The sequence below is a fragment of the Allomuricauda sp. M10 genome, assembly GCF_020782875.1.
Lineage (GTDB): Bacteria > Bacteroidota > Bacteroidia > Flavobacteriales > Flavobacteriaceae > Flagellimonas.
Genome location: NZ_JAJGBN010000007.1, coordinates 130,828 through 143,866 on the forward strand (window position 1 = coordinate 130,828; position 13,039 = coordinate 143,866).

Genomic DNA, 13,039 nt, shown 5'->3' on the forward strand with positions numbered 1-13,039 from the left:
ATGGAATATATCCCTTTACTTGTATTGATCATCAGTTTTGTAGGCCTTTTGGCGATAGGAACACCTGTGGCATGGAGCATTGCTATTTCCTCTATGTTGACACTTTTGGTAAGCGTTCCGTCATTGCCGGCATTGGCAACCATCTCCCAACGAATGGCTACGGGGTTGGACAGTTTCGCCTTGTTGGCTATTCCATTTTTCATTTTGTCGGGAGAATTGATGAACCAAGGGGGAATTGCCCATCGACTGATCGCTTTTGCCAAATCCTTGGTGGGAGCCCTACCTGGAGGGCTTGCCTTGATCAATATCATTTCGGCTATGTTAATGGGCGCCATTGCAGGGTCGGCCATGGCCTCGGCCTCGGCTATGGGAAGCATCCTGGGGCCAGAGATGGAAAAAGAAGGTTATGATAGGGAATTTGCGGCTGCAGTGAACATCACTTCTGCCACTACGGGATTGGTCATTCCACCCAGTAATATTTTGATCGTTTATTCATTGGCCAGTGGAGGGGCATCCATTGCCGCGCTGTTTTTGGCCGGATACATCCCAGGCCTTCTCACAGGTTTGTTGCTGATGGTGGTCACAGTTTTTTGGGCCAAGAAAAAAGGATATGGTACTGGTGAACGAAGCTCCATGAAACAGGTTTTTAAAACTTTTATTGATGCGGTCCCAAGCCTGTTTTTATTGGTTTTGGTCATTGGTGGTATTGTTGCCGGCATCTTTACGGCCACGGAAGCTTCTGCCATAGCAGTACTCTACAGTCTTTTGCTGGGGTTTGTCTACAAACAGATTACCTTAAAAAAATTGCCCCAGATATTTTTGAACGCTTCATCCACCACCGCAGTGGTCATGTTGTTGATCGCGGCTTCCATGAGCATGTCGTGGGCACTTTCCTTTGAGCATATTCCGCAGGATATCAGTTCGGGACTTTTGTCCATTACAGATAACAAGATTGCCTTGTTGCTCATTATAAACCTAATATTATTGTTTGTTGGTGTTTTTATGGATATCACTCCGGCAGTGCTCATCTTCACCCCGATATTTTTGCCCATTGTGACCAAATTGGGAATAGATCCGGTGCATTTTGGCATCATCATGATCTTAAATCTTTGTATTGGTTTGTGCACCCCACCGGTCGGTTCGGTGCTCTTTGTTGGGGTAGGAATCGCAAAGACATCCATAGAAAAAGTGATAAAACCCTTGTTGCCCCTTTTTGCGGCAATGATCTTGGCGTTGTTTCTCATCACCTACATTCCCGAATTGGCCCTGTGGCTTCCGGGGCTATTTGGACTTTAATCAAATTGTAAAATAAATTTTTAAATATGATACATAAAATGAACAAACTAAAATACGCAGTATTGGCACTTCTCCTTTGTTGGGCGTGTGCCGAGACACCTAAAGATGATACCCCATGGGTAGATTTATCCGATGGGACCCTCAACGGTTGGACCCAAAAAGGTGGTGTTGCCAATTACACGGTAAAAGATGATGCCATTGTGGGATCAACGGTCCACGATACACCCAATTCTTTTTTAACTACCGATAAAATGTATGGTGACTTCATCATGGAGTTGGATTACAAGGTAGATTCCACCATGAATTCTGGAATCCAGATTAGGAGCAATAGTTTTCCCCATTACCAAAATGGAAGGGTTCACGGTTACCAGATTGAAATCGATCCATCGGATAGGGCATGGAGTGCCGGTATTTATGATGAAGGAAGAAGAGGTTGGCTCGTAACCTTGGACGACAACCCAGAAGCTCAAAAAGCATTCAAACAAAACGATTGGAACCATTATCGAGTAGAGGCGATCGGTGATACCATCAAAACGTGGATCAACGGAGTTCCTGCGGCCCATTTGATTGATGACAAAACACCAAGTGGGTTTATAGCCCTTCAGGTTCACAGTATTGGAAAAGATCAAAAAGCTGGCACAGAAATAGCTTGGCGGAATATAAAAATCGTAACGGATAGCCTTTACAAATATACCAAACCCATGACCTTGCAACCTGTGGTCACCAAAAACCACATCAATGTGGATGAGGCCAAAAACGGCTGGAAACTGTTGTGGGACGGTGAGACCACCAACGGCTGGCGTGGTGCTCGTTTGGATAGTTTTCCGGACAAAGGCTGGGAAATACAAGATGGGGTATTGACCGTTTTGTCTTCCGGTGGTGAAGAATCGGCTGCAGGTGGAGACATTGTAACAACAGAACTATTTGGGGATTTTGAATTGATGGTGGATTTTAAACTGACCGAAGGAGCCAATAGCGGTATCAAATATTATGTGAATACCGATTTGAACAAAGGCCCTGGATCATCAATCGGTTTGGAATACCAAATTTTGGATGATGCCGTGCATCCCGATGCCAAATTGGGCAACCATGAAGGGAGCAGGACCTTGTCATCATTATACGATCTTATCAAAGCGGATCCTAACAAACCTACTAACCCAATTGGGGAATGGAATACGGCCCACATTATTTCCAAAGGAAGTCATGTAGAACATTGGCTCAACGGTATGAAAGTTCTGGAATACGAACGCGGTAGCGATGATTTCAAAAAACTTGTTTCCGAAAGCAAATATGTAGTATGGCCCAATTTTGGGGAAGCACCAACAGGTCCCATTTTGTTGCAAGACCATGGGGATAAGGTAAGTTTTAAAAACATCAAGATAAAAACCACCGATAAACAGTAAAACCATGACAACAAGAAGAGATTTCATCAAAAAAACAACAGCAGGCACAGCCGCTGTCACCTTGGGCAGTATGGTATTGCCCACTTGGGCCAATGCCCGTATTTTGGGAGCCAACGATCGAATCAATTGCGCTGTAATCGGTGTAAGGAGCAGGGCCAAGGCCCACTTTTTGGCCATCCATCAAGATGCAAATGCCAAGATTTTGTACAGTTGTGATGTGGACGATGTCATTTTGGAAGAGCACAATGCTTGGTGTCAGGAGAATATCGGTTATGTGCCGAAAGTGGAAAAGGATTTTAGAAAGGTTCTGGAGGATAAGGATGTAGACGCCATTTTCATTGCTACCCCTGAACATTGGCATGCCCCTATGGCCATTTTGGGCCTTCAGGCAGGTAAACATGTGTATGTGGAAAAACCTTGTAGCCATAACCCATATGAGAACGACCTTTTGGTGGCGGCCCAAAAGAAATATGGGAAAAAAGTGCAGATGGGCAACCAACAACGGTCGGCCAAAACATCGATGGCTGCTGTAGAGGACATTAAAAAAGGAGTGATCGGGGACGTTTTCAAGGGAGAGGCATATTACTCCAACAATCGCGCCTCCATCGGTCATGGAAAAATGATCGAGGTACCCAAAACCTTAAATTGGGAAATGTGGCAGGGCCCTGCGCCAAGAGAAAATTATCGGGACAATATCCATCCTTACAATTGGCACTGGTTTAAAAATTGGGGTACAGGGGAAATCCACAACAATGGTACCCATGAGATCGATATTTGTCGTTGGGCCTTGGGTGTGGAACTTCCTGAAACCGTTACGGCTTTTGGTGGTAAATATACCTTTGATGACGATTGGGAGTTTCCCGATAATCAACAGGTGACCTATACTTTCCCAGGGGATAAATTCATCACATGGACCTCCCATAGTAGGGGAATCATGAAACCGGAACGACCTGGCCGTGGCATTACCATTTATGGTAGTAAAGGGGTTATGGAATTGAGCCGGAATTTTTACAAACTATACGATTTGAATGGTAACTTGCTCAAGCTTGAAAACGAGGCTACCACAAGTGCAACCTTGAATACCCAGGGCATCGGTGGATTGGATGTGGACCATGTGGCGAACTTCTTTAATGCCATCCGAACAGATACTTCGTTGAATTCGGATATTAGGGATGCTAGTGTTTCCACAATGCTCTGTCATTTGGGGAACATGGCTTATGATGCCGGACATACCATCCAAATCAACACCCAAACAGGCAAGATCCTGAACAGTGAAAAAGCCATGAAAGGCTGGAAAAGGGAATATGAAAAAGGTTGGGAACCAAAATTATAACTGAAAGTGAAAAGGCGAGAATTTATTGTGAAAAGTGGTTTGGCCAGCTCGGCGGCACTATATGCCCCAACAGTTTTGGGATATGGAACCCCGAGTGCCAATGAAACCATCAATGTTGGGGTCATAGGTACAGGGGACCGTGGCGGCGGACTCATTCCTTTTATCAACGAAATTCCGAATATGAGGGTTGTGGCCTGTAGCGATATCATTCCATTTAGACTTAGTTCCGGACTTTCCAAAGTGGAAGGCAAGGCAAAGGGGTATGAGGATTACCGTAAACTTTTGGAAGACAAAAACGTGGATGCTGTTCTGGTGGCGACTCCATTCAGTACGCACTCCCAAATTGTGACCGATGCCCTAAAAGCAGGCAAACATGTGTATGGGGAGAAAACCATGGCCAAAGGATATGATGGGATAAAATCTTTGGTACATACCGCAGAAAATTCAGGTACCATTTTTCAGGCCGGCCACCAATACCATAGTTCTCGACTATACACCAATATTGTTGATGAAATCAAAAAAGGAAAGATTGGTAAAATCACCGCTTTTGAATGCCAGTGGAATCGTAACAACAATTGGAGAAGGCCTGTTCCAGATCCCAAATGGGAACGCATGATCAACTGGCGGATGTACCGTGAGTTTTCCGGTGGACTACTGGCCGAACTTTGTTCCCACCAACTGGATTTTGCCAATTGGGTATTAGGTTCAATGCCCGAAAAAGTGATGGGTATTGGAGGTATCGATTATTGGAAAGATGGTAGGGAAACCTTTGATAATATCCATCTCATTTATAGCTATCCCGATGGTGTACGGGCCTCTTTTACCTGTCTGACCAGTAACGCCATGGGCGATTACAAAGTAAAGGTGATGGGGGACAAAGGTGCCTATATCCTGGATTATGTTCAGGCTTGGTATTATCCCGAAGGTAGTTTTGAGAAAGAAATAGGCGAGGTGGATGGTGTTTCGGGAGCCACAATGAACTGGGATCAAGGAAGGGGTATCCCCGTGAACTTTGACCATGAAGACCCCAGTAAACAGGCCTTGATCGATTTTAGGGACAATATCGTGAACAACACCCTGCCCATTTCCAATGCCAAAACAGGCGCTATGGCAGCACTCTGTGTGCAGATGGGCCTTGATGCCATGTATGGAAATACCATCGTGGAAACCGACCTAAAAATGGTAAACGAGATTTTGGGATAGTCTTGTCATACCGCAATTATTAAATTGGAGCTTGACGAATAGCATGAAACAACCATTTATTACGGATAACTTTTTATTGCACAACCCATTTGCCGAGGAACTCTACCATGATTTTGCGGCACAACGGCCAATTATAGATTATCATTGCCATCTGCCACCCGATCAGATTGCCAAGGATCATATTTTTGAAAACCTAACCCAAATCTGGATCAATGGGGACCACTATAAATGGAGGGCCATGCGGACGGTTGGTATCCAAGAAAAATTCGTTACAGGAAATGGAAGTGATAAGGAAAAGTTTCATGCGTGGGCCGAAACCGTGCCCCAAACCCTAAGAAACCCATTGTACCATTGGACGCATTTGGAACTGAAACGATATTTTGACATCGATGTACTTTTGAACAAAGAAACTGCGGACGAAATCTATCAAGAGGCATCAGCAAAACTGAACAGTTCCACCAATAGTTGCCGAAACCTGATCCAAAAGATGAATGTGGAAGTCGTCTGTACCACGGATGACCCGACCGATACCTTGGAGCATCATCAAAAAATTGCCCAAAGCGGTTATTCGGTTCACATTAGCACCTCATTCAGACCGGACAAAGCCCTACTGATTTCACATGAAGGTTTTTCAACATATCTGAAGGAACTGGAAAAATCGAGCGATATAGAAATCACTTCATTCCGAACCTTATGTGTTGCATTGTCCAAGCGAATTGATTATTTCCATGAAAATGGGTGCAGACTCTCTGACCATGGGTTGAGTTGTATTCCCTTTGCAATGGCTGCCACTACTGAAATTGAATCCATTTTTGTCAAACAAAGAAATAAAGAAACCCTTACCCAACTGGAGATTGAAAAATTCCAGACCGCATTGTTACTGTTCTTGGGAGATCAATACCATGCCAAAGGTTGGGTGCAACAGTTTCATTTGGGAGCCTTGCGAAACAATAATTCCCGTATGTTGAGCAAACTGGGCCCGGATACAGGTTGGGATTCCATTGGGGACTATCCGCAGGCCTATACCTTATCCCGGTTTTTGGATGCTTTGGATGCCAAGGATAAATTGACCAAGACCATTCTGTATAATTTGAACCCGGCCGATAACGAGGTCCTGGCCGCAATGATCGGTAATTTTAATGATGGCAGTGTGAAAGGCAAGATTCAGTTTGGATCGGGCTGGTGGTTTTTAGATCAAAAGGACGGTATCACTAATCAGTTGAACGCCCTATCCAATATGGGCTTGTTGAGTTGTTTTATCGGGATGCTAACGGATTCCAGAAGTTTTCTTTCCTATCCCCGCCATGAATATTTTAGAAGGATACTCTGCAATCTTCTAGGTGAAGAAATCCAAAAAGGTGAATTGCCGCAGGATATGGAATTGATCGGGAACATGGTAAAGAATATCTGCTATAAAAATGCCAAGGCCTATTTTGATTTTTCAATCTAGTTTCACTTAAAACAAGTTTCACTTTTGGTGGCAGGTATTTTTATGGATCCTTGCCACCAGCACTATGGAACTTTCAATAAATCTCTTTTTTAATTCTTGGGGAAAATCCTCTTCTTTTCACCCCATATCCGAACAAATACGTCAATTGCCGTATTGAGATGGTTCGCTATTCCCGCTAGGTTTGTATCCATAATCATTAAAGACCTATTACCATGGGAAAACTTCAATTGTGGATTGCCTTTTTGTTGACCGTGCATGTAACAGTATCGGCTCAAAAAAATACAAAATGTATTAAGGGAGACTGTCAAACAGGTTATGCCCTAGCCAGTCTATTGGATGGCAACGGGAACGATTACGGCTATCAAGTAGGCTTTTATGAAAACGGTGCGCTTAACGGCTTGGGAAATCAAACCGGGACCTTCGGCAAATTTTGGGGGAAGTATGAAAAGGGCAAGAAAAATGGATTTTTCAGCTATGAAAGCGAAGGAAACATGTATGCCTTTGGTCTGTTTATAAATGACAAGAAAGAAGGATTGCATGTGCTCAGAAGTAAAGCAGGATATGAGTTCAAGGACTATAGAGAAGATGCACATATCAGTAATAGTCCGCTGGTTTCTACAGGGATGGCTCCTTGTGTAATGGGCAATTGTGAAAATGGAAAAGGAGTGAAGATCGATGGTAACGATGCCGTTTATAGCGATTGGAAAAATGGAAAAATGAACGGTATGACCATGCAGTTTTTATTGTCTGGGAATAAAATCATTTTTTCAGAATTCTCCGAAGGAATAGTAAATGGCATTCAAATGATCTGGCATTTTGACGGAGCCAGGGAAATCATGCAGATACAGAACGGGTCCATTACTGGCCAATATTTGATGAAAAATCAAAATAACAAACATGAGGCCGCAATATACAAGGATGGCCAATTGTTGGAATCCCTATAGTGCAAAAGGCACCAATCTTCAATTTCAATACCATGAAAAATACTTTTTTAGTGACGTTCTTATGCGTCCATGCCCTTGTTTGGACACAAATGACCATTCCACCCAATGATCCAACCTCACATCCAAGCTATGCGGCTTTTTTGGAGGCAGGCAGATCGAGGAACAACAATGCCAGATTGACGTCCGCGGGCGAGCTTTTGGAAACCTACCCAGAGAATGCCAAGCCATTTGGTTGGGTTGCCAGTGCCTTGTACGCCAATAATAGACCAGCGGATGCGGTCATGTTTTCACAGTGGGCCATGGCTTTTGATAGCTATGACCCCGAAACAGGCTTTTATGGATTTACCCATGCCGTGTTTGCAAACCTGCCCAAAGAGGCGAAGGAATTTCTTGATAACATGCAGGCTGTGGGCCAAGATCAAGCGGGGATGCAACGAGACTATCAGGCATTGAGCGGTTATGTGAATTCCTTGTCCAATTACCCGCATCTATCGGCAACGATGCAAAAGGCCAAAACCTATCTTTTGGATTACAATTCCGAAAGTACCAAAAGGGCAAAGGCCACTTTTGAAAACCTTGGCTCCAGCCTTGGTGCTACTTATGATGCCATTGCCCAAAACGAAACCGCCGAGAAAATACTGGCCGATTGGATCAATGCAGGAACAGCTGTTGAAGAGGGCCTTATTACAAGGGCATTGTATACGGATGCACTAGTTTACATGGCTCAATTGTCCGAAAAAGTCAATTTTTCCTTCGGTCAAAAGCTGGAACCCCATCTCGAAAAAATTGTCTTTGATCAAAAAAAGTATTCCCTCCCTTCACGATACAGGGCATTTTTAAAATTAGCGCGCTTGCAGGCAGCACTTAAAAAATGGGATGCAGTGTTGGCATCAAGCAGTTTCATATTGGATGAACTTAAAGGAAAGGCCCCGTCATCGGCCGTATTGGCAAAAACATATTTCTATACCGTCATGGCACTTACCGAAAAGCGTAAGTATGACGAGGCCGCCATTATTGCGGATGCATACATCAACCTATTGCCCAAGTTGAAGTCACCGGAGTACGTTGCCGAGGCCTATTATGTATTGATGCGTGCCTACGCTTTCGATAAAGATCTGGAAAAAGGCAGGGCAATACGTAAAAAGGCCCAAGAATTCCTAAAGATCCCAGGGATGGAAAACCAACCCTACGTTTCCTTTGTGAAAAATGGGTTGTCCACCACGGAAAACCTTCTTGGTGAAGGAGTGGTCGCTTTAACAGGAAATGCTTACAATGACGGGGTTCGGTTGATGGAGTTGAAAAACTATGATGAAGCAGTGGTTCAATTTGAAAAAGCAAGAAAAGAGGAAATCCAAGTACTGGATAAATTGGATGCCTTGGCACAACGGGGCTACCTGGACAAGTTTCAGCGGATCAATGGCATGTTGGCGGCCATGTATTATGAGACCCAGCAGTTCGATAAGATCTATGACGTTATCGAATCCAATCGTTCTTATTCTTTATTGAACGATAAAAAGAGCAAGGTAAAACAATTGCCATTGTCCGAATTACAGGCTTTACTGGGAGCCGATGAAGCCTACCTTTCCTTTATAGATGTCTCCAAGGGAACCACATATGAAGGCACCTATCTCATGTGTTTGGTCACTAAAAAAGGAGTGGTTTCCAAATACAATAGATCTGCCGGGGCCTTCGTGGATCTGCTGGAACAAGAGAAGGAACAACTCATCACCCTGGAAAAAGAACAGGCAAAATTGGAATTTAGGAATCCCAATCTGGACTACTTGTCCGGCACAAAGGCCAGAAAACCTAACACCTTTGCCAACGATGAGTTTAAATTGATCACACAGTACCTGCGTAAACATATGGAAGCGAAGGTGGAAAACGGCCAGTACGTATTTTATCAAAAGGAGAATGTGTCCAAGTTGCTCAATCGTTTTTACAATACATTCATTAATGGATTGGAGCAGAACCTTAATGGTATTGCTAAATTGACGATAAGCCCGGAAGGTCTGATCGGAACCATACCTTTTGATGCGTTGGTGGACACCAACGGGTACTACTTGGCCGAACGGTTCCAAATTGGGTATGTTCCCAGTGCCGCCCTGTTATCCAGCCTACGAAAGCAACCCAAAAGGTCCTATACAAAGAATGTGTTGGCTTTTGGTGGCGCCACCTATGATCTTTATGAAACTTCGCGAGCGCCATTGAATTCCATCGGGGATCTTGAAAAATTACGATATAGGGTAAGGCAGGATGTGGAAAGTGGGAATCCTTTGGATTATGCCTTTGCCACATTTCAATCTGATGAGCCCATGGGCTTTTTGGAAGGTGGTAGAAAAGAAGTCGTGCTGATCCAGGAATTGGTGCCCAAAACCGATGCCCGCCTTGACGAAATGATGACGGAAAATGAACTGAAACGGATGAGCATGGCCAATGAACTGGGCCAGTATAGGGCATTGCATCTTTCGAGCCACGCCAGCGTACATCCTTATATTTTCGATCTGTCCAGCATAGCCATGACGGTAAAATCAAAGCCGGTCAATGGGGAAGATGGTATGTTGGTCGTTGGTGAGGTAGAAAAACTAAACCTTCCCGTTGATTTTGTAATGCTCAGTGCTTGCCAGACCGCATTGGGCGTGGAGTCACCCGGTGATGGAATAAAAGGACTCAACCAAGCCCTTTTCAACGCAGGGGCCAAAAGTACCTTGACATCATTATGGAGCGTGAGCGATTCGGGGACCATGTACCTGAGTGTGGAGCTTTACAATAGGATGTTCAACAAAAATATGCCTACGGCAGCAGCACTGGCCGAGGTAAAACGAAATTTCATTGCAGGAGTGTACGGGGATCAAATCCACCCATATTTCTGGGCACCGTTCATCTATACCGGATATTGATTTTTCAATTGCTTATTAGTACAATGCCAATAAAGGAAAATTTACCCTTTGATCCTGAGGACATCAAAAACCTACGGAAGCAGTTGTTCGCCATGTTGATGTTTCCTGTGGTCGTGATTGGGATGTTTCTATTGTTCATTTCATTCGTGTTCAAGGACTTCAAAAACAGTTTTGCAGGCGATAGCGTGGTGTTGTATATAGCTATTGGTTTTTGCTGTTTCTTTTTTGGCATTATCGCATATATGATCGGCACCATTGCAATGGATCTACGGCGTGGTATGAAACATCGTATCTCAGGAAAGATTACGGATAAAAGACTCAATGTGCAGACCTCAGGTGGTGGGTCGGGGACGGGAGGAAAAACCAGAACTACCAGACATTATTATCTATATGTGGATGATGAGGAGTTTTCGGTGGACTATCAGGAATATGCAAAAGTGAGGGTAGGGATGGACGTGGTCATGGACAGGGCGCCCAAATCCAAAAAGACACTTAAGCTTGACATACTTACCCAATCCAATTCTGAACAAGTTGCCAGTGAAGGTCAAAAGTTTCTTGAAAAACGGATTCCGCATACCCGCTATACCCAAAAGGATTTTGAAGCTCTGAAAAGAATTTGGTATGCAGCATTGAAACGCCGTATGTTCCTGGCCGCACCGTTTGTTTCTATTGGCATTTTATTGTTGATAAGTGGCTTTTGGGGTTTTGCGATATTTCTTTTTCCCCTTTGGATGGTTCCATTGTATCAGGCCTACAAGCTCTTCAAGGCGCATAAAAATTATAGAAGGGATAAGTTCAGTGCCCATAAAAAAGGAGTGGCAGCCTTGATAGAGGACAAACGCACCATCACCTCCAACCGTACATCCAACTCAAACAATATTAGAACCACACATGGAACGTTAACAGTGAATACGATTACATACAATAAGCTGTCCGTGGGAGACGGTATTACCATTTTCAAGACCCAATATGGAAATGTGCCCATCAGTATTGTGACCACGGAGCAGGAAGAAATCTACTTGGTATAGTGAGGAAGATTCGAACCAACAATTTATGATAGGCGTTGTACTTTTATTGATAGCGTTGATTGGGCCAATGGTGCTGCTTTCAATGTTTCTATATTTTCGTTTTCCTGATGGGTCGGCCGCTCAATGGGACCGCTGGATCCCTCCATTGACTTCTGCACTGGCAACATGGTCTTTATGTACGGGTTGGTTGTGGTTTTATCTTTTCAACCTATACATCAGTTTGCCGGTGTTGTTGTTGGCTATCGGTTTGCAGGTATACGCCATGTCCAAAAATTTGAACCCCAAGCTACGCCGTATCAATTCCATATTGATTTGTGCGGCATTCGGGATTCTTCTCCTCAGCTACTTTTATTTTGATATATAACCAGTTTTGTTGAGGTTCATTTTACGTCAATTGCCCTATTGAATCGCAGCTGTTCCAAGTCTATGTTTGTTTTGGATTTTATATCAACAAACTTTAAAAAAATACCATGAAGAAATTTTATATCGCATTGGCATTGTGCATTGCAGGAGTATTTGTCACTTTTGGACAAACGGTGGGTGAAGTGAACCTTAAAACATTGGGCCCTGCAAATTTGAGCTACAGAAAAAGCCCCAAAAAGATCATGATATCCGATTTTCAGGTCAATTACCAAATTGCCCTAAATCTGGAGGATTCCAAAAAAGGGGGCAAACTGTGGAGGGGAGGACTCAAGGGCGATGCAAAGGCATCCCTAACACTTGTACTGGATGGCCTTAACCCTGATGACCTTCAAAAATTGACGGATCAACTTTATCAGGACTATGTGGCGGATCTAAAATCAAAAGGTTTTGAGATTGCACCGATCGAAGAACTCTGGAACCACAAAGCCTATGAAAAGAACCGTGAGGATAGGTGGGAACTCACAGCGGGCCAAGGACCGGAAAAAGGTAAGGAATATGGAATCATCCTGACCAGGCCTACCACCCAAAAATTTGTGGTACCGTTCAGGACCATGGGCAAAGATCAAATACCGCTAGCCGGCTTTGCCGATTATGCAGGCAATACTGAAAACAAAGTGGTGAACCAAAAAACCGATTTCATTTTCAACAAGGTCGTTCTTGTGGTCAACGTTTTTGAGGATAGCCAAAGCGAGGTGTCAAGAACATTGAACCGACATGCCGGAAATGCCAGGGTAAAAGCTGAGACCACCTTTGTGATCAGTGAAGAGAGCAGCATTAGGTTCGATATGGGCAACTTTATCCCAAGGGGAGGAGTGGAAGTCTCAGGGGTCATGGAAAGACAAAAATTCGATGTGGCACAAACCCCCGACAGGGATAAACTGGGAACCGATATGGGCGTGCTTCAGGTATGGAGTGTGGAACATTTGGAAAAGTCCAATTTTTCTACAGTAAAGTGTGATCCCAAAAAATATTTGGAAGGCGCTGAAAAGGGATTGAATGCTTATTTGGATGCCGTAGTACAAAAACTGGCGGACAAGGCCGATTAATTTTGGAAATACAAGT

The 13,039-nt window shown here is 44.0% G+C and carries 10 protein-coding genes; all 10 read left to right on the top strand.

The window, feature by feature from the left end:
- The 10 genes from LKX84_RS16090 (at window position 1) to LKX84_RS16135 (ending at window position 13,023) form a co-directional block, all read left to right on the top strand.
- Window positions 1–1,296 (top strand): TRAP transporter large permease, encoded by a 1,296-nt coding sequence (locus tag LKX84_RS16090; protein WP_228238410.1) that lies wholly within the window; start codon window positions 1–3, stop codon window positions 1,294–1,296.
- A gap of 38 nt (window positions 1,297–1,334) precedes the next feature.
- Window positions 1,335–2,699: a DUF1080 domain-containing protein gene (locus tag LKX84_RS16095; protein ID WP_228238415.1), complete on the top strand. Its 1,365-nt coding sequence runs from the start codon at window positions 1,335–1,337 to the stop codon at window positions 2,697–2,699.
- A gap of 4 nt (window positions 2,700–2,703) precedes the next feature.
- Window positions 2,704–4,032 (top strand): Gfo/Idh/MocA family oxidoreductase, encoded by a 1,329-nt coding sequence (locus LKX84_RS16100; RefSeq protein ID WP_228238416.1) that lies wholly within the window; start codon window positions 2,704–2,706, stop codon window positions 4,030–4,032.
- 6 nt (window positions 4,033–4,038) lie between these two features.
- A complete protein-coding gene (locus LKX84_RS16105) occupies window positions 4,039–5,235 on the top strand; it encodes a Gfo/Idh/MocA family protein (protein ID WP_228238417.1) in 1,197 nt (398 codons plus the stop codon).
- Between the two features lie 43 nt (window positions 5,236–5,278).
- On the top strand, window positions 5,279–6,685 hold the full coding sequence (gene uxaC, locus LKX84_RS16110) for a glucuronate isomerase (protein WP_228238418.1): 1,407 nt from the start codon (window positions 5,279–5,281) through the stop codon (window positions 6,683–6,685).
- 212 nt (window positions 6,686–6,897) lie between these two features.
- A complete protein-coding gene (locus LKX84_RS16115; RefSeq protein ID WP_228238419.1) occupies window positions 6,898–7,629 on the top strand; it encodes a hypothetical protein in 732 nt (243 codons plus the stop codon).
- Between the two features lie 32 nt (window positions 7,630–7,661).
- On the top strand, window positions 7,662–10,526 hold the full coding sequence (locus tag LKX84_RS16120) for a CHAT domain-containing protein (RefSeq protein ID WP_228238423.1): 2,865 nt from the start codon (window positions 7,662–7,664) through the stop codon (window positions 10,524–10,526).
- 23 nt (window positions 10,527–10,549) lie between these two features.
- Window positions 10,550–11,554 carry a hypothetical protein gene (locus LKX84_RS16125; protein WP_228238426.1) on the top strand — a complete coding sequence of 335 codons (1,005 nt, stop codon included), beginning with the start codon at window positions 10,550–10,552 and terminating at the stop codon, window positions 11,552–11,554.
- Between the two features lie 82 nt (window positions 11,555–11,636).
- Window positions 11,637–11,918, top strand: a complete 282-nt coding sequence (locus LKX84_RS16130) for a hypothetical protein (RefSeq protein ID WP_228238428.1) — start codon at window positions 11,637–11,639, stop codon at window positions 11,916–11,918.
- Between the two features lie 106 nt (window positions 11,919–12,024).
- Entirely contained in the window at window positions 12,025–13,023 is a 999-nt protein-coding gene (locus LKX84_RS16135) for a hypothetical protein (RefSeq protein WP_228238430.1), read from the top strand.
- Window positions 13,024–13,039: the final 16 nt, after the last annotated feature.

What these genes read in the sequence shown, in the direction of transcription:
- LKX84_RS16090 (WP_228238410.1), top strand. Translation starts at nt 1, where the DNA reads ATGGAATATATCCCTTTACTTGTATTGATCATCAGTTTTGTAGGCCTT.
- LKX84_RS16095 (WP_228238415.1), top strand. Translation starts at nt 1,335, where the DNA reads ATGAACAAACTAAAATACGCAGTATTGGCACTTCTCCTTTGTTGGGCG.
- LKX84_RS16100 (WP_228238416.1), top strand. Translation starts at nt 2,704, where the DNA reads ATGACAACAAGAAGAGATTTCATCAAAAAAACAACAGCAGGCACAGCC.
- uxaC (WP_228238418.1), top strand. Translation starts at nt 5,279, where the DNA reads ATGAAACAACCATTTATTACGGATAACTTTTTATTGCACAACCCATTT.
- LKX84_RS16115 (WP_228238419.1), top strand. Translation starts at nt 6,898, where the DNA reads ATGGGAAAACTTCAATTGTGGATTGCCTTTTTGTTGACCGTGCATGTA.
- LKX84_RS16120 (WP_228238423.1), top strand. Translation starts at nt 7,662, where the DNA reads ATGAAAAATACTTTTTTAGTGACGTTCTTATGCGTCCATGCCCTTGTT.
- LKX84_RS16125 (WP_228238426.1), top strand. Translation starts at nt 10,550, where the DNA reads ATGCCAATAAAGGAAAATTTACCCTTTGATCCTGAGGACATCAAAAAC.
- LKX84_RS16130 (WP_228238428.1), top strand. Translation starts at nt 11,637, where the DNA reads ATGTTTCTATATTTTCGTTTTCCTGATGGGTCGGCCGCTCAATGGGAC.
- LKX84_RS16135 (WP_228238430.1), top strand. Translation starts at nt 12,025, where the DNA reads ATGAAGAAATTTTATATCGCATTGGCATTGTGCATTGCAGGAGTATTT.